Genomic DNA, 18,053 nt, shown 5'->3' on the forward strand with positions numbered 1-18,053 from the left:
TACTCTTATGATTTTATTGAAGAATGTTAAAGGAAAAAAAATGAGGCTACTACTATTACTCTTGTATATGTGCGCAATACTTGGAGGATGTACACACTATCACGCGACATCCGAACCGTATGCATTTCCAAAAGAAACAATATGGAAAACAGCGTATAAAATTATTGAAAAGCGCTATGATATCCAAACAGCACAAAAAGAAGATGGAACTATTGAAACAGAATGGGATTATAAACTATCTCCAATGTACCTCGAAAGCTATCGCGATCGCATTTCACTTATGGTAGAAGTATGTGATAACTGCGAAGAGCAAAAAGAAGAAAATAGATCTGAGGCGCTAGAGGAGTTAGGTCTTGAATTACCAAAAGAAGAAGACCCAGACGAAGGAAAAGAAAAATTCGTTGTTAAAATTAGCGTTGAAAGACAACAAAACCGCAGTTTAGATAATCCCAATTCCAAAGATGAAGCATTTTGGTTTCCACAAGGTTATAATGCTCTAGAAGAGCAACGGATTATTAGCCTAGTTCAATCACAACTATATATATTAAAATACATGGATAAAGATGAAGAAGTGGACCCCTAACATACTATATTTCTTTTTCATTATTCAAATATGCAGCTGTAACACTCACTCGCAATTAACTGTTACAGCCGATACCCAATCTGTACAAAAATTCTGTAAGGATATACTTATTCAAGAAGGATTTGAAATCGACATAGATAAGTCAGATTATATTAATACAGATTGGAAGATAAATCTTTCGCCATATCAAAAAAAAGGTCGGAAAGAAAAAGCAGAAATATTTATAAAACCGTATAATACGCAAGTAAAATTGGAAGTTATTGTTGCTCAATACATCAACTATACTACACAAGATTACTTAGAAAAGAAAAATGCTGCATGGGTAAAAAATGGACGTAATCGTGCGCGTGAAAAATGGTTGATTGCTTTGATAAAAAACAAATTATTGCTAACAAAATAAGGAATCCCTTAGAGCCTGTTATAAATCATATAACAGGCTCTTATATATAATTTTGGATTGGGGTATGACGTGTCAAAATACCAAATTGTTTTGACGGCTGAAAATGTAGATTGCTGTCCTCTTTATAAAGCGGGAGATCAGATTGTTTTAGATTTTCCGCAAGTTGATTTAGAAAAAACCAATAAAGTTTGTGCTTTTGTCATCGCGGAGCTAATGAAGCACCAGATACAAAAAGATAAAAATATGATATGTGAATTACGCGAAGATATGGTTGATAAATCTGAATTTTTGGAAGAGTATGGCCTGGAAGAAGGAACAATTACTTGCCCACGAATGACAACAGGAGTTTCTTTTCGCCTTGAAGTAACACAACAAGAAGAAGACATATCATTAATTCACGACGAAATGTTCTCTGGACGACAAGATAAACGCGAGATGATTAGTAAATTGCGAAAAATACCGATACTCTCAGCGGTATCTAGCGATCATCTTTTTGATGCCTTGGGTGAGATTCGTTTAAAAAAATACGACGCCGGAGAAACAATATTACAAAAAGGTGATAAAGGGCGGAGCTTTTTTATTATTTACAACGGTGAAGTAGAAGTTGTACAAGTTTATAAAGATGGCATGGAAAGTGTTATTATTAAGCTTGGTACCGGAAATTGCTTCGGAGAAATGTCTCTATTGACAAATGAAGCTGTTTCTGCTACGATTCGCGCCTCCGTTCCTTCAACTATGTTGTCTATATCCAAAGAAGGTTTTCGGCAATTAATGGACAGCACTCCTAAAATGCGTTTGATGATAACAAAGCTACTCGCACAAAGAATTAAAGACACAAATCACCGCGTGGGGCTTGTTGTTGCTTCCGGGATGGTTGGACAATTGCAAACAATTGCTTTCCCCGAATTGGTCCAAACACTTTCCTCCACAGAATCGAGTGGTATTTTGTATTTAAAAAGTGATAAAACACAAGGAAATGTGTATTTTCAACATGGCCAAATAGTTGACACCGAATTAGGGGATACTAAAGGCGAAGAAGGCTTTTTTAAGATGCTAGAATGGAAAAAAGGAGATTTTCGCTTCTCGCAAAAAGAAGAACTAGAGCGTGAAAGAACCATTCCTTATGATACAATGGGACTACTTCTAGAAGGAATGAGAAGACTAGATGAACAGACGCGCAAATGGAAATCTTCAGACGTACAACTGTAGGCACTTTTATTGGAAAGAGAGAATAACGTGTTCAAAAAATATGACCCTTTAAAAGGTGAAATGCTCGAAATTATGGATAAAAAGGGCAAAATAACCAATAAGGAAATGATGCCTGAACTCGATGACGAAAAAGTTATTGATGCATATAAGTTGATTCACTACTCACGAATGGTGGATTTAAAAGCGGTATCTTATCAACGTCAAGGACGTATGTATACTTATCCTCCTAACTTAGGTCAAGAAGCCGCTGCTGTTGGTGTGAGTACAGTTATGCGCGATATTGATTGGCTAGTTCCTGCATATCGCGAATTAGGAGCTTACTTAACCAAAGGTGCTACACCAAAAGACATTTATTTGTACTGGGGTGGTCATGAAGACGGAAGTCGTTTTCCTGGAGCACCAAATCTTTTACCAATAGCAGTACCTATTGCTACTCAATTACTACACGCTGTAGGAATTGCTCATGGACTAAAATACCAAGAAAAAGAAGGTGTTGTTTTCGCATGTATTGGCGATGGTGGTACATCTGAAGGTGACTTTCACGAAGCGATGAACTTTGCTGCTGTATGGAAAGTTCCTGTTGTATTTCTATGTCAAAATAACCAATATGCCATTTCTCTACCTACAAAAAAACAAACAGCTGTAGATTGTATCGCAGTAAAAGCTGTTGCATATGGCATGCCAGGCATACGAGTAGATGGCAATGATTTCTTTTCTTGTTATGCTGCGGCCAAAGCGGCGCATGATCACGCACAATCAGGAAATGGACCTGTATTTATTGAAGCTTTAACATACCGCCGAGGAGCACATACCACTGCTGATGACCCTAGTAAATACCGTAGTAAAGAAGAAGAGCAAGCTTGGGAAGACAAAGACCCTGCTATACGCTTAAAACAATACTTAATGGATAAAAAATTGTGGTCTGATGAACAAGAAGAGGAACTTTTAGAGAAATATAATAAAGAAGTAGAAAGACAATTTCTGGAGTTTGAAAACTATCCAAAATATAAGCTAGAAGATGTCTTTCAATATATGTATACGGAAATGCCTTCCCATTTAGTGAAGCAAAAACAAAAGTATGAAGAATTTCTTGCGTGGAAGGAGTCACAATAATGGCTATTATGAATATGGTACAGAGCATTAATTCTGCTTTGGATATAAAACTAGGCGAAGACAATAAAATCTTGTCTTTTGGTGAAGATGCTGGAGTAGAGGGCGGTGTTTTCCGCGTTACCGAAGGCTTGTATCAAAAGTATGGAGAAAAAAGAGTTTTTGATACTCCTCTTGCTGAGTCGGGGATAATAGGAACTGCTGTTGGTATGTGCGTTTCTGGTCTACGTCCAGTTGCGGAGATTCAATTTTCTGGCTTTGTTTATCCTGGTTTCGATCAAATAATTTCTCACGTATCGCGTATGCATAATCGTTCTAGAGGTAAATATAGAATGTCTATGGTAATTCGTATGCCTTACGGTGGTGGAATTAAAGCTATAGAACACCACTCAGAAAGCATGGAAGCTTTATTTGCACATATCCCTGGGCTTAAAGTAGTTATTCCATCTACTCCATATGATGCAAAAGGTCTTTTGATTTCCGCGATAGAAGATAATGACCCTGTAGTCTTTATGGAACCAAAAAGAATGTATCGCGCGATTAAACAAGAAGTTCCTGAGGATAAATACACTATTCCATTGGGCAAAGCCAAAGTTGTTCATCAAGGAACTGATATAACAGTAGTTTCTTTTGGAGCACTTATGAAAGAAAGTATTGCCGCTGTAGAAATCGCCAAACAAGCTGGAATTAGTGTCGAGCTAATAGATCTAAGAACCATTTCTCCTATTGATCGCGAAACTGTAGCCGCATCTATTTGCAAAACCGGGCGTTTACTTTCAGTCACAGAAGGGCCAACCTCTTTTGGAGTTGGTGCTGAAATGATTACTTTAGCAAATGAAGAAGCATTTTTATATTTAGAAGCTCCTCCAACGCGATTAGCTGGTTTTGATACTATCGTACCACTTCCTAAAGGTGAGCACCTTTATTTTCATTCCCCTGAGCGTATTTTTTACGAAATCAAAAAGCTAGCTGAATACTAAAAGATAGGAGCATTTTATGCCATTTGTATTTAAGTTTCCTGATATTGGCGAAGGCATAACAGAAGGTAAAATTTTAGAGTGGTATGTAGAAGTTGGACAACAAATAAAGTCCGACGCCAAAGTTGTTAAAATGGAAACGGATAAAGTTGTCGATGATATTCCTTCTCCACGTACAGGCACTGTGATTGCTCGATATGGAAACGAAGGCGATGTTATTGATGTAGGGCAAGTACTTATTGAGATTCAAGTCGAAGGTGAAAGTGCAAGCACACCAACACCAAAAAAAGAAGAAAAGAAAAAAATCGCGTACGGAGTAGTTGGTAACCTCGAAGTAGCAAGCGATAACGATGTACTTCCATCAAGTAGCGAAGGTAGTGCCGAACAAGTTGTGGCTACATCGACAAAGAAAAAAATTCTAGCAACACCAGCTGTACGTGCTCTAGCAAGACGATCGCAAATAGACATTCAGCAAGTCAAGGGAACAGGACCAAACGGACGTGTTACTAAAAAAGATATACAAGAGTTTACAGGCACAAAAATATCGACAAGTGTTCCTATTGCATCTCGCGAACCTATTAGTATAGACAAAGAAGCATCTGTTACTATTGAATCTTTGTCGCAGATTCGAAAAACCATCGCAAAGAGAATGTTGCAATCCAAGCAAGTATCAGCTCATATGACTGTTTTTGAAGAAATAGAAGTTTCTGAACTAGAAGATCTTCGCAAATCTCAAAAACAAAAATTCAAAGAGCGTGGTACGGGGCTGTCTTACTTGCCTTTTATTATTAAAGCAGTCGTTGCAAGCTTAAAAGCCAATCCAGTACTCAATAGTCAGATGGATCTAGCAAACGATCGTTTAATTTATAAACACCAGTACAATATTGGTATTGCCGTAGATACCCCAAGCGGTCTTGTGGTTCCGGTTATTCGCAATGCCGACCAAAAATCTATATTCGAGCTTAGTGTAGCAATACAAGATTTGGCTACGCGCGGACGCGAACGAAAACTATCAAGAAATGAATTTCAAGATGGAACATTTACAATATCAAACTTTGGTTCTATCGCTGGAATTTATGGTACACCTATTCTAAATCAACCAGAAGTAGCAATACTTGGTGTTGGGCGCGCACGACAAATGCCAGTAGTCAAAAATGATGAGTTGGCAATTGGGCGAATACTACCTCTTTCTTTATCTGTAGACCACTGTTTAATTGATGGTGGAGATGCTACAAGATTTTTAAAAGGTGTGATGGATTTGCTTAACGATCCTATGGCGCTTTTAATGATGTAATTTTTTTTGTTGGACGACAATATGTCGTCCAACAAAAATAACTCAATATTTTTGGATACTACACTGTTTTAAGATTGCAAAAATATTACTCCAACCCTGTTTGTTTTAAAAACGCGTGAAGTGTAAGGTCGCGGGCTGTAACAACGATTATTTGCGCTTGTGTGCGTGCCTTTTCATCGCTATCTACATCAATCATTACTTTGATAAGGCTTTTATATTCTTTACTATCATCACCAAACGCCAACGCAAAAGCTTGTTTAATAACAGGAACTTTCTTTGTTTGAAAATCGCTATAATCAGCAGTTGTAAGAGTACTTGCTGACTTTGCGAGATTATCAATCATTTTATTTGCCGCTTTCCACGCTGTTTTTGCTCTTTGAGCCATACGCTTTCTTGTATCTTTAAAAACAGCTTTTATTCTCTTTTTAAGACCTTTTTTACCAATCTGCTTTTTAAATTTTTCTGCTGCTTTCAAGGTTTTGCCTAAATCTTTTTTATCACCTTTACTAACACTCTTGTCTTTTTTCCATTCTTTTTTTGCACTTTTTAACTCTTCAATTACTTTGTCTAGTTTTGCACGAGTTTTATTAGGGTCTTTGTTTGCACGTTTTATTACTTCTTTCTCGAAGTTGTGTAAATCGAGAAAATTCCACTCCTTAGTTGACTTGACTACCAAAGGTTCGAATTCTGCTAGCTTGATTTTATTGTAAAGTTTTTTAAAATTTTTTAATAAATCTCCAATACTCTCCTCTACTTCACGCGCTTCGTCATCCTCATCTCCGTCAATTTCTTCTATATCAATAGCTTTATCCCATGTTTTTTCTTGTAGTAATTTTGGGTAAGCAGGGAATACAGTCTCTATACTTGCATGCATATGAACAAATACTACACAAAACAATGATAACGTAGATAATAATTTTTTCATTGTTGCTCCTTGATTAATATAAACATAAGATAAAATTTTTCTTTTAATTAAGGTAATCTCAATTTTTTAATTTCTTTTGCTATTTTGACTTAATTCAAGTAGTTTGACAAAGAAATTTTTGGTTATTTTTGTGCAAATATTTTGTCTAGTCTTAGGGCCTGTCATCATTCAATACAGATAAAAATATAACAGATTCATTTAATGATACGCCAGTAGTATTGAGTCCGAGCCCGTTTGCGAGCCCGCGCCCGAAAACTTTTTGAGAGCGACTGAAAGTGATTTATTGGTTCAATACTAGTTTTTTGCGATGGAAAAAGAAACTTTGCTTCTTTGATAAATTGTTAGTGAAAGTTTCGGAAACGGGCTCGGGCTCGAAAAAACACACAATATTTTGAATGATGACACGCCCTAGTATAAATTATAAATATAAGGAAAAAATATGGACTTTCTCGAATATAACTTACCAGATGTAGACATGCTAAATAATGAAGAAGTCGTTTTTCGCTATCTGCTATGGCAACCTCAGGATACTTTGGTCATACTAGGACGAAGTAACAACAATGTAGAAGATGTTGTATTTGTAGAGCAAGCGCAAAAAGATGGCGTTGACATTTATCAGAGACCAACAGGAGGACAATCCGTAGTGATATCTCCTGACATGTTGTGTATTTCTATTACCGAGCCTCTTGATGCAGTACGCGCATCTAAAGATTACTTTTTCGCATATAATCAGATTACTATTAGCGCTCTGAAAAAGTTAGGCATAAAAGACCTTGGAGTCAAAGGAATTTCTGACATTGCGATAAAACAAAAAAAAATAGCCGGTACAGCTATGTACCGCAATCGTTTACGAGTATTTTATCATGCTGTTCTTAATGTAGCTGGAGATCTGGATCTTTTTGAACGCTATTTAAAATACCCTCCAAAAGTACCAGATTATCGCGAAGGACGTAGCCATAAAGATTTTGTAACATCATTACGTATTCAAGGTTACCAATTTTCAGTTGATAATATTAAGAATGCTATTGAAAATGAATTGTTCCAGTATAAAAAGACTAAAAATTAAGTGACCTTGTATGGTCACTTAATTTACTTTTCATCTACCTCGTAATTTGGCATTATTTCATCTATCATTTTTAGAAATTCATCTAAGCTTGGGCGTTCTTTGTGATCCGTGGTCATCGCGTGGGTAATTATATTGGCAACTTCGTTATGAATATCACCAGCCGCTTCATGAACGGGAGCAAAATCACCATTTATAATCGAAGACATGATTTCAACTTGCGATTCATGTTGCTGAAAAGGATTAACTTTCGAGAGTAATGTGTACATTAAAACGCCCAAAGAGTATACGTTTGACTTGGTGTTTTCAAATTTACCTCTGATTTGCTCAGGGGATAGGTAATAAAGATACTCGTCGTCCATTTCGCGAAACTCATCTAAACCAGTGTAGCGAAAAAATAGCGACATTACTTGCCGGTTAAACCAAGTTGTTTTTGGATTTATGTATTCTATAAAAAAATGACGTTGCTCAAGACGAAGTAATATTTTAGATAACAATTTGATAAAACGTAAAGTCCATTTTACGGAAACGGCTCCGCTATTTTGCTTTTGGGTTTCGTATAAACTACCTAAATTATAGCATTTTAAAACAGAGAAAAGGTGACCATCTGTATGTCCATAGTCAATTATCTCTAATAAATCTCCCTCTAAAGTTGTGGCTTGCTTCATTTTTTGTAAAAATTGCACTATTTTTTCAGCAGAAAGATTACTATTTTTTATTCTCTTCAATATAAGATACTTATCAGTGTTTAAATGTTGTGCAAGATACGTTTGCTCTTGGTGGTTTTCTCCCCACTTACTGACAAGTTTATAATCGGCAAATTTTTCATCGATTTTTTCTCCTTTGTCTAAAGAAGGACCGCTCCAGACGTTAAAAACGGTATTGATAGTTTCCACCATTTCTGCTGCTGTTTGAAAACGATTTTCTTTTTCATAAGCCATTGCCTTTGCGATTACTGTTGCTGTATGTTTATTTATATCGGGATTTATTTCTTCAATAGGAATCAGTTTTTTTTCTAAAATTGCTGTAGCAATATCTATAAGTTCTTTATGCTCTGCATACGGAGGATGACCAGCAAGCATATGGTACATTGTTGCCCCTAATGAATAAATGTCATCGAGATGACTGCCTTCTTCTCCTTGAAGTTGCTGAGGTGAAAAATAGTAAGGGGTCCCCATTACTGTTCCCATTACTGTAAGTTTGTTGTCAGATTCAGATGTACATTTTCCTAAGCCAAAGTCTAGTAATTTCACTGGGTAATACATATCACGGAAGATAATATTCCCTGGTTTAATATCGCGATGGATAATGTTTTTCTCTCGTGCTAGCTCCAAAGCTTTTGCTAATTCGCGGGCGAGAACCATGGTATTTTTTTGGTTTAGTGGACCTTTTTGGGTTATATAAGTTTCTAAGTTTTTGCCTTCTGTGTATTCCATCACAATGAATGTACACTTGGTTTTTTCACATTGACCAACTCCAAAGAGCTGAACCACATTCGGGTGAACCATTTGCATTTGTACACGAGCTTCACGTAAGAAGCGCTTGTAGAGATTGCTTTGTTTGCTATGTCGACCATTTAAAATTTTAATCGCTACTCTTTTGTTAGGGTCTTCATTTGTATAAGCTAAAAAAACCGTACCCATTTCTCCTTGACCAAGTTTTTCAATAAGGTGATATTTATCAATAATTCGGCGTTGTGGAACGTTTAGATTATTAGAAGCATACATAAAGTGTAATAAATGTTCGTTATCAAAAATAGCTTCTCCAAACGCTGTACTAGAAAGTGGTAAACGCCAACGTTTTTCTTCTCCTATAGGTTCTTGAATTTCCCATTCAGACTTGCTAATGCTAGTAAGTATTTTTTCTAGATCTTGTTGCGTAAAACTTGGTAGCAGACCTTGTGTTTTTATAGAGTTTGCATCGATGAGAAATGACGAAACTAAATTTTTATGTACAAGATGATATAACTCGGACGAGTGGTAAATTTCTAACTGATAGCGAAAATATTGATCACTACTTGAACTTGGTGGAAGCAGTACGATAATACCTATTTGGTTTTCTACGGGAGGAGCAATACCTTGAAGTTGTTGTTTTATATCATTTATAGTATCACTATTTTCTTGATTTTCGTTATCAATAACCCCTGGCTGACTTTCTGATAACGCATCTTGTAATACCGTAAAATCTTGACTTGGTGATATAGTTCCAGTGTTGTAAGTTGTTTTGTAAATCGTTTCCCAAATTTTTTGTTGTGATTTATTGTGAAAACGCATTGTCGACAATGTAGTTTCTGCTCCCTTGCTATAAAATTTTTGCTCGCGGTCTGGATTCCACCTTCCTTCTTGAATACATTGTACAGGTAAATCTGTAGTTTGTTTAGGTGAGAGCACAAAGCTATGTTGTAAATGACGATTTTGACCCCCACCTCGTAAAATATTCCCACGATAACCAAGAAAACGTTTTCCACTGTAGTTTTTTGCTGTGATACTTTTTACAAGATATCCACTTGCTCGTTCCTGCACTTCTACAGAACCATCCATAACACCTTGCCATAGAAAAAAATTTACCTTCGATGAGCTTTCTTTTTTTTCACAAAGAATAGGTATAATTGTTACTTTTGGATAAGACTGAATATTATCAAAATCAGCATCAATATTAGGTAATTTCACAAAATGCATCCTCACAATAACTATGTTTTAATTTTCAAGACATATATCTAGGGCATGTTCTCATTCAAATAAAAAAACGTGACCGTGACCTTAACCGTAATCGTTGTCGTTATCGTAGCCGAATAATTATAACATTTTGGAGAGCATAGAAACAATACGAGTTGACAAAAGTTTTCCATCTTGCCATTGTTGAGAATCAAGAACTTGCATAATATGAGCAACATCAAGAATAGCACATTCAGTGACAGAGCCACGAGCAATATGATAGAATCGAGCTTTCTAGAAAATAAAAACGCTCTACAATCACTGACAATAATCCGTCTTTTTTTGGCGATTTTTCGCCTTTATTCCTTACAAAATAACTTTAATAAGTATATTACTTTATTTTTTTTTAATAATGCTCTTATATTAGGGCGTGTCATCATTCAATACAGATAAAAATATAACGGATTCATTTAATGATACGCCAGTAGTATTGAGCCCGAGCCCGTTTGCGAGCCCGCGCCCGAAAACTTTTTGAGAGCGACAGAAAGTGATTTATTGGTTCAATACTAGTTTTTTGCGATGGAAAAAGAAACTTTGCTTCCTTGATAAATTGTTAGTGAAAGTTTCGGAAACGGGCTCGCAAACGGGCTCGGGCTCGAAAAAACACACAATACTTTGAATGATGACACGCTCTAATATTTTTTTTCTTATATTTTTAAGTCGCCACATCACGAAAACAACTTAAGTATAAGCTCATTTTTTCAAAATAAACGTTTTTAAAACTATTTGGGCATAAAATTTGATACCTTTGTTACATATACTATAAATTTACTATAAATTTACTATAAATTATTATTAAAGGATTAAATATGGATAAAAAATGGATTGGCCGTGTAGTCGGCGCACTAGTAGTTACAGCAATAATTCTTTTCCTACTATCTTTTACTACTTTTGGTGCACAGTACTACGAATCACAAGCAGGTAAAAATCCTCTAGCAAAAGGCGCTGCAGAATCACAAATGAAAGCCGCTAAAATTTATAGTTGGTGGGGTAATCATTTATCAGCAGCGAAAGCCTTTGAAAAGTATTATATTAACTATGGTGAACAGGATGTTAAAAAAGCTGTAGAAGCTCAGTATCTTGAGATGTCAGCGCTGCATTCAGCACACCAGTACGCAACTTGCATGAAAAAGATCGAATTATTTCAATCTCAATACCCAAATGGAGAACACGACATTTGGTCTAACAAAGTAACTAGTTTATACAATAGTTTGAAGATGAAATCATCGTCCTTAATTGTTGATGAACCTGTAAAATAGTTTATGTTTCTAAAACAACCCATGCCAATTCTTCTGAGTTGGCATCTTCAAGGATGCGTATGGAAAAAGAATTTAGAGTTGAATGCAAATTTTGCCTTAAAGCAATTATGGCTCCACCTAGTCTTGGCGGTAAAAAAGTAAGGTGTCCTAGTTGCAAAAATCCTATTCTTGTACCTAACAACCAGTCTGGTAACCAACCAATAAGTCCATCACCAGATAACGAAAAAAAGGATATTAAAAACAGAGCAATTGCTTCGCGTCACCAAAAAGGACAGATCACCCGAATTATTAAATATATTGCTATTCTTGTGTTGGCTTACTTTGCCTACACTACTTATGTCGATTTGAATAACAAAAACGATAAAACAATAGAAACTCTTTTTGAAGAGTATTCAAAAAAAGAAGATAGCACTACTAGTTTTTTCATAAAGAAAAAAGTAACATCAGCAGATTTAGAAACCTTAAAAGAGTATTCAAAAGCTTCTGAAGAACATGTACAAATTGTTGTTGCTGAATGTCTACCTAAAATGCAATATTCTGAATATATACATGAATTACTAACTACTTATTTGCAAGATGGCAGTAATAAAATAAAAATGGCAGCAGCTGAAAGTTGCGGATATATAGAACAAATTCCTATTGTTGAGCTTCTCATCACTCAACTGGAGAAAGAAGAGGATAAAAGCGTAAGAGGATCTATTGGCAGTGCTTTGCGCAACCTCACAGGTGTACGAGGAAACACCGTTAATTCTCAGAGATGGAGAGTGTGGTGGCAAGAAAAAAAACGCAACTATCGGTTTCCAAAAATAAAGTAAAGCGATTATATATAAAATAACATGATTTATCCTAATTATAAAATTAGGGAATTGATGACACTCTGCGGTCTATACAGACCGCAAATTTTTTACCTTCCTTAACTCTTCAAAATAAACAACTCCCAAAATCCTAGAATTTTTATTTAAATCAGGAACTCACTTACTGTAATTGCACTCTAAGTTTTTATAAGTGACTTACGAAAAGTATTCACCTCATCTATTATCTAACGACAAATATTCGTTTCGCTGCGCTAGAAAATAAAATCTCTGCGTTAAGTGAATAAATTTTGTCAAGTCACGAAGTACATTAAAAATGTGAGCGAAATTCATTCAACTAAAAAGCGTTATAATATTGGTTCTCTGGTGTTTTACTAAAGGATTTTTTTATGTATAAAGTCATTATTTTTGTTTTTTTATGCTTATTATGCTCTTGTCAACAAAATGAAATAACTAGAAAAATTGTAGAACAACCATACTGGTGTCTATCAGAGGCTACCGAAAATGGAAACAAAATTTCTATTAACCAGGGAACTGGTTTTACTCTTTACTCTGACAATAATTTATCTGGATATTTGCCTGTTAACGGCTTTGGCGGCTCTATGAAAATAACAAAAAATGGAGTGGTTAAATTTGTAGATGTTTCTTGGACATCAATGGCCGGTGAGCCTAAAATAATGAAAGAAGAAATGGAACTACAAAAACTCATTTTTGAAGTAAACAAAGCGCAAATAGATGGAGAAAAACTTATTCTAAGCAATGAAAATATAGTTTTAGCATATGTTCCTTGCGAACTAGGTTATATCAAAAATCTAAGAAAAAATAGTTGGTCGTTGGTTGGAATTGAAAAACAAGAGCCTTCTGACATTGTCTCTATGCACACCGACCCTAAGGAGCAATATAAAAACCTCACAGCTTCTAAGCAGAACATAACATTAAACTGCAAACCTGGATATAGATATGACTCAAGTTCAAATAGCATTGTCTATGAAATTTCAGGAAGACTAGGACAAGAAACTTACACTGCCGAGTTAAATGTAAGTAAATCGACAGGAAGAATGAATATAAATAAAGTGAAAAGTAATTCGCAGAAAAATTCTCAACTAGCTGAGTACTTACAGGACTTAGGCGCATTGAGCAATTTTTCTTTTATGCACAACAATCTACATGTGGATACGAATAATAATACCTTATTAGTGTTCAAAAAAGAAAATTAAGTAGCATGCTTGCAGGGCGTGTTAATACGCCCTAAGTAAAACCTGGGCAGTAGACCACTAAAATCTACCTTAAAATCACTTAGATAGAAAAAAATTCTTTTGCTGTGCTGGTTGTAATTGCTGCGACCTCTTCTTCTGATTTTTGTAGTGATCTTGCTAAACTCTTTACCACAAATGGTAAAAATGCAGGTTCGTTTCTCCCGCTTTTGGGACGTGACTTTATATTACGAGGTAACAAAAACGGCGAATCAGTTTCCACCATTAAACGATTTTCTGGTATTTTCTTTACAATTTTCCACAGATGTTTTCCCCTTCTTTCATCGCTAATCCATCCAGTGATTCCTATATAATAATCCATCTGTAAATAGCGATCTAATTCTTTCTCTGTCCCTGTAAAACAGTGAACAACCGCTTTAGGAAGATTTTTTTTATAATCGCTTAGAATATCGATAAAATCATCATGAGCATCACGTTCATGCAAAAAAAGAGGAAGTTGTAACTTACATGCCAATTCAATTTGTGCAATAAACCACTTTTGCTGTACAGGGCGCGGTGAAAAATCACGATTATAATCTAAACCACATTCACCTATTGCCACCACTTGTTCTTTTTGGGCCAATTTCTCTAATACGGTAATGGTATTATCATCGCAGTCTTTGGCATCATGAGGATGGACACCAGCGGTAGAAAATAATTTTTGAGGATACTCACTGGCTATATCAGCAGCTCGCTTACTACCTTTTAAACTAGTTCCTGTTATCACCATTTGCTCAACATTCGCTTCACAAGCCCGTTTTATTGTTTGAGGTAAATCATTACTAAATTTGCGATTTGTAAAATTAGCACCTATATCTATAAGTCTCACATTTTTTCCTTTGTCAGTTTTATTTTGGCCCTAAGTAGCTACTTTTTTGCGTCGCTTAGATTTTATCATTAGCCCAAAGTTAGTGCCATGGAGCATAATTCTTAATTTAAAGTCCAAGGTCAAAACCATTTTTCTATTTGTTTTTATTCAAATGCCAAACTTTTATATAGTGGTCCAAACCCCCGGAAACCATAGTATTGCCATCGCTACTAAACGATAGTGCTTTTACCCCTTTGTTATGGGCTGGAATCGTTAGAATAGGCTGAGATTCTTTTTCTTGACCTATTTTTTTCATATTCCAAATGCGAATTGTTCCATCGTGACTTGCAGAAGCCAATCGATCAGGGTAATTAGGAATAAAAGCAAATACTTCGACGCGATCGTTATGACCCGAAAATGAGTGAATGATTTTTAACGTTCTACTATCACGTACAACTAAATTTTCTTCTCCTGAACTTGATGAAACGAGATAACGCCCGTCTTTGCTATAAGCACAAAAAAAAGTTTCTTGCTTAACTGGCATTCTCTTTATTGGTTGTAGTCGAACATTTCTCTTGCCATTATGGGGATTCTCATCAATATTCCATATAAAAATTGCGCCATAACCACATCCTGCAATTGTTTCATTTTTAGGATGAAAACTTGCGACATTTAAATCGTCAGTAGCTCCTTCAAGAACAAAAATGGGATTTCCTTCGTTTTTGAATGACTTATTCTTTATATCAGAATTCCAAATGCGTATAGTACTATCGTAACTTGCTGATGCGAGACGTGTACCATTATCGTTAAATGTGCAGTGGCGAACGTGTTTGTTGATCTTATGTCCTGAATACTTACGAATTCTTTCACCATTTTCAGTATTAAACAACATTACGAGTCCAATATCACTCCCATTTGCAATTATCTGTTTTTGAGGATGAAATTGTAAAAACCGTACAGGTCCCATACTACCAGAAAATGCCTTCATCTCTCCTGGATTATCTTTGTAAATCAGAGACTGTCCACGAAAATTAGTTATAGTAACTGCAAGACCATATTCTGTAGCAAAAGCAATATTTTGTTTTCGCGGATGAATTTTACAATCGGTAATCGCGTACTGCTCTTTAGGAAATACATAAGGATTACCTGTTGTTATATGCTTTTCTTGAAAATTAACATTCCAAAACTTTACACCATCAGCACCACACGAAATAATTTTATTTTCACCACTAAAAGCACAAGAGTAAATAGACTGTGTATGCCCTATAAGAGTAGTTATTCGCGAAAAATCTTTCATTGACCATACTATTATTGTATGGTCATAACTTACCGATAAAAGATACTGGTTATTAGGACTAAAAACACAATAAGATACGCCACTTTTATGTGCTTTTAATTGACGAATAGGTTGTAATTTTTTGTTCATGATAATGATCGAGTTATCCTCACTCACTGTAGCCACAAATTCTCCAACAACAACACGGTTAATTTTGCCTTTGTGGTATAAACGCGGCGCCTTGGATATTTTTTTTTCTTTTTGTGTTTTTGGATTCCATATAGTTAATAGTTCGCGATTGTATTTTTCCTGAGTGCGATGAGAATCCCCTCCTACAAGAATTAAATTATCGCCTACAAATGCCATAGAATTAACATCATTATCAAAATATGTATTTGCGCTACGAAATTTAACAACTTTTGCATTTGCGATATCCCAAACAACTAAATTTTGTTTTTGCTTTTCTGAAAGTGTTTTTCTATCACGAAAACTAATATTTTTTATTTCGTAGCCTACAATCAAATAACGTTCTTCAAAAAAAATACACGTTAAACAAGTATTCTCGTGCTTTAATTTGCTTTTGATACGCCAAGTCTTGGTATCAAAAATAAATGCCGTTGCCTTAGATAAGACAGCCAAATATTGTCCAGAATTACTAAACAAGCAGTATTTAATTTCTTTGTTAGTTACCTTAAGAATTTTTTTCGTATCTCGTTTTGTATTATAAACTATAACATTTCCCGCTTTATTACCTATTACAATTAGATCAGAGTATGCTGCTACTGTTATAGGCTGTTTAATTTTAGCTATAGCATCTGGTACAATCGATGAAGTATCACTCATACTTTTTAACCAGGACCATTCCCAATTACGCAAAAATTCAGGGCAGTTTTCCAAAGTTCTCATAGCTTCTTTACTAGAAAAGTCTTTAACGTACTGATTTGCGAGATGAATGTTAGCGTAATATTCGCGAATTTCTGCTTGTTGCTTTGCTTCTTTCTCTGTTTGTTGTGATTTCTGCAATTTTTTATTGAGTTGGAGAAGCTCTTTTTGTTTTACACTCAGGTTTTTATTTATACTTTGCAATTGAAGATATTGATAAACTATATACACCGAAGAGTTAATAATAACTAACGCTAAAATAAAACATAGAGAAAAGATAAGTTTGTTGCGCTTGATTGATTTTAGCAGACGTGATATAAAAGTTATAGGAGAAGCGTGTACAGGCTTATCTTTTAAAAAGTTTTCAATATCTTTAGCGAAAGATATTGCCGTTTGATAGCGTTTACTTGGTTTTTTCTCCAAGCATTTCATACAAATCGCTTCTACTTCTAGAGGGATATCAGGGTTTAAGCTGCGTGGGCGCATTGGTTCATCAATATGAAGTTTTTTAAGTACTTTCCAGTAACTGTCAGCTTGAAACGGAGGGCGTCCAACCAACATTTGGTACATTGTTGCTCCAAGAGAATATACATCACTACGCGCATCAACTTTAACTCCACTTGCTTGTTCAGGAGACATGTATGCGGGCGTTCCCATAACATCTCCTTGGCGCGAAATTTTTTGATCATTGTTCACATCTTTTGCTAATCCAAAATCCATAACTTTGGGATTTTTGAGTCTATCAAGCATTATATTGGAAGGCTTAATATCGCGATGTACAATACCTTCATTATGAGCAAAATCAATGGCTGATGCACATTTATTCATAATGTATAGTACTTCTTTTAGTTTCAAACCTTTTCCAACATAATCGGAAAGAGGTTTGCCATCAACATACTCCATTGTAAAGTAATTCACAGGCGTATTATTGATTTCGTATAAGCTAATAATATGCGGATGTTTTAGGCGTGCTGTGGCTTTTGCTTCTTCTAAAAAACGTCGTATTTTTTTTTCAGTTAAGGTTGTTCCAATTATCACCTTGACAGCAACTGTTCTACCTAGTTTTGTATCAGTTGCTTTAAATACAACGCCCATTCCTCCTCGCCCTAATTCTTTTTCTATATTATAATGAGCGATAGTTTTTTGCTGCTGAATATTTTGGATTACCTGCGTTTGAGTAAATCTACTGGCATTCATCACTGGTTGTTGTGTGGTAAATGGCATTTGTGTACTGCTTGACATTACACTACTAATCATGTTTACAGCCGTTTGTAAATTTTGCTGTGAAATATAATTATGATTAAGTAAAAAACTTTCAATTGAAATTTTTTGCCCTTGTTGACGTTGATGCTTTATGTACTCAAGGGTTTTACTCATGACCTGTGATTGTACCCAATTTTTTTGCATAAGTAGTTTTACAAGTGCTTGTTCATAGCTAGAAAATACCATATATTTCCTTTGTTATTTGAACTAAAACAGCAAGGCGGA

Annotated in this window: 14 protein-coding genes; 10 read left to right on the forward strand and 4 right to left on the reverse strand. The window is 35.4% G+C overall.

All coding sequences use genetic code 11. The features are described from left to right. The first annotated feature begins 40 nt into the window (after positions 1-40). The 6 genes from UABHE_RS30795 to UABHE_RS30820 all read left to right on the forward strand — a co-directional run bounded on the left by UABHE_RS30795 (position 41) and on the right by UABHE_RS30820 (position 5,573). Positions 41-583: a hypothetical protein gene (locus UABHE_RS30795; RefSeq protein WP_372367248.1), complete on the forward strand. Its 543-nt coding sequence runs from the start codon at positions 41-43 to the stop codon at positions 581-583. Beyond that, positions 564-983 carry a hypothetical protein gene (locus UABHE_RS30800; RefSeq protein WP_372367249.1) on the forward strand — a complete coding sequence of 140 codons (420 nt, stop codon included), beginning with the start codon at positions 564-566 and terminating at the stop codon, positions 981-983. Before UABHE_RS30795 ends, UABHE_RS30800 begins: the two co-directional genes overlap by 20 nt. A gap of 69 nt (positions 984-1,052) precedes the next feature. Further along, entirely contained in the window at positions 1,053-2,192 is a 1,140-nt protein-coding gene (locus UABHE_RS30805) for a cyclic nucleotide-binding domain-containing protein (protein WP_372367250.1), read from the forward strand. A 27-nt stretch (positions 2,193-2,219) separates the two neighbouring features. After that, positions 2,220-3,305: a pyruvate dehydrogenase (acetyl-transferring) E1 component subunit alpha gene (pdhA, locus tag UABHE_RS30810; protein ID WP_372367251.1), complete on the forward strand. Its 1,086-nt coding sequence runs from the start codon at positions 2,220-2,222 to the stop codon at positions 3,303-3,305. Beyond that, a complete protein-coding gene (locus UABHE_RS30815; RefSeq protein ID WP_372367252.1) occupies positions 3,305-4,282 on the forward strand; it encodes an alpha-ketoacid dehydrogenase subunit beta in 978 nt (325 codons plus the stop codon). Before pdhA ends, UABHE_RS30815 begins: the two co-directional genes overlap by 1 nt. Before the next feature lie 16 nt (positions 4,283-4,298). Then, a complete protein-coding gene (locus tag UABHE_RS30820) occupies positions 4,299-5,573 on the forward strand; it encodes a dihydrolipoamide acetyltransferase family protein (RefSeq protein ID WP_372367254.1) in 1,275 nt (424 codons plus the stop codon). 85 nt (positions 5,574-5,658) lie between these two features. Here the strand turns inward: UABHE_RS30820 and UABHE_RS30825 are convergent, their stop codons facing one another. Continuing rightward, positions 5,659-6,498 (reverse strand): hypothetical protein, encoded by an 840-nt coding sequence (locus UABHE_RS30825; RefSeq protein ID WP_372367255.1) that lies wholly within the window; start codon positions 6,496-6,498, stop codon positions 5,659-5,661. 439 nt (positions 6,499-6,937) lie between these two features. Between UABHE_RS30825 and UABHE_RS30830 the strand changes: the two genes are divergently transcribed. After that, on the forward strand, positions 6,938-7,564 hold the full coding sequence (locus UABHE_RS30830; protein WP_372367256.1) for a biotin/lipoate A/B protein ligase family protein: 627 nt from the start codon (positions 6,938-6,940) through the stop codon (positions 7,562-7,564). Between the two features lie 23 nt (positions 7,565-7,587). Here UABHE_RS30830 and UABHE_RS30835 read toward each other — a convergent pair whose 3' ends face one another. Beyond that, positions 7,588-10,230 carry an ARPP-1 family domain-containing protein gene (locus tag UABHE_RS30835; protein ID WP_372367257.1) on the reverse strand — a complete coding sequence of 881 codons (2,643 nt, stop codon included), beginning with the start codon at positions 10,228-10,230 and terminating at the stop codon, positions 7,588-7,590. Between the two features lie 854 nt (positions 10,231-11,084). Here UABHE_RS30835 and UABHE_RS30840 point away from each other — a divergent pair. From UABHE_RS30840 to UABHE_RS30850, 3 genes are all read left to right on the forward strand, one after another. Then, a complete protein-coding gene (locus UABHE_RS30840) occupies positions 11,085-11,534 on the forward strand; it encodes a hypothetical protein (protein ID WP_372367258.1) in 450 nt (149 codons plus the stop codon). A 59-nt stretch (positions 11,535-11,593) separates the two neighbouring features. Then, on the forward strand, positions 11,594-12,349 hold the full coding sequence (locus UABHE_RS30845) for a HEAT repeat domain-containing protein (protein WP_372367259.1): 756 nt from the start codon (positions 11,594-11,596) through the stop codon (positions 12,347-12,349). Positions 12,350-12,735: 386 nt separating this feature from the next. Then, entirely contained in the window at positions 12,736-13,563 is an 828-nt protein-coding gene (locus tag UABHE_RS30850) for an META domain-containing protein (RefSeq protein ID WP_372367260.1), read from the forward strand. Between the two features lie 79 nt (positions 13,564-13,642). Here the strand turns inward: UABHE_RS30850 and UABHE_RS30855 are convergent, their stop codons facing one another. Continuing rightward, positions 13,643-14,428 (reverse strand): TatD family hydrolase, encoded by a 786-nt coding sequence (locus UABHE_RS30855; RefSeq protein WP_372367261.1) that lies wholly within the window; start codon positions 14,426-14,428, stop codon positions 13,643-13,645. Positions 14,429-14,561: 133 nt separating this feature from the next. Beyond that, on the reverse strand, positions 14,562-18,014 hold the full coding sequence (locus tag UABHE_RS30860) for a protein kinase (protein ID WP_372367262.1): 3,453 nt from the start codon (positions 18,012-18,014) through the stop codon (positions 14,562-14,564). Positions 18,015-18,053: the final 39 nt, after the last annotated feature.

This window comes from Candidatus Uabimicrobium helgolandensis (assembly GCF_041508025.1).
Taxonomy (GTDB): Bacteria; Planctomycetota; Uabimicrobiia; order Uabimicrobiales; family Uabimicrobiaceae; genus Uabimicrobium; species Uabimicrobium helgolandensis.

Coding starts and splice junctions, on each gene's coding strand:
- UABHE_RS30795 (WP_372367248.1), top strand. CDS start 41: ATGAGGCTACTACTATTACTCTTGTATATGTGCGCAATACTTGGAGGA.
- UABHE_RS30800 (WP_372367249.1), top strand. CDS start 564: ATGAAGAAGTGGACCCCTAACATACTATATTTCTTTTTCATTATTCAA.
- UABHE_RS30815 (WP_372367252.1), top strand. CDS start 3,305: ATGGCTATTATGAATATGGTACAGAGCATTAATTCTGCTTTGGATATA.
- UABHE_RS30820 (WP_372367254.1), top strand. CDS start 4,299: ATGCCATTTGTATTTAAGTTTCCTGATATTGGCGAAGGCATAACAGAA.
- UABHE_RS30825 (WP_372367255.1), bottom strand. CDS start 6,498: ATGAAAAAATTATTATCTACGTTATCATTGTTTTGTGTAGTATTTGTT.
- UABHE_RS30830 (WP_372367256.1), top strand. CDS start 6,938: ATGGACTTTCTCGAATATAACTTACCAGATGTAGACATGCTAAATAAT.
- UABHE_RS30840 (WP_372367258.1), top strand. CDS start 11,085: ATGGATAAAAAATGGATTGGCCGTGTAGTCGGCGCACTAGTAGTTACA.
- UABHE_RS30845 (WP_372367259.1), top strand. CDS start 11,594: ATGGAAAAAGAATTTAGAGTTGAATGCAAATTTTGCCTTAAAGCAATT.
- UABHE_RS30850 (WP_372367260.1), top strand. CDS start 12,736: ATGTATAAAGTCATTATTTTTGTTTTTTTATGCTTATTATGCTCTTGT.
- UABHE_RS30860 (WP_372367262.1), bottom strand. CDS start 18,014: ATGGTATTTTCTAGCTATGAACAAGCACTTGTAAAACTACTTATGCAA.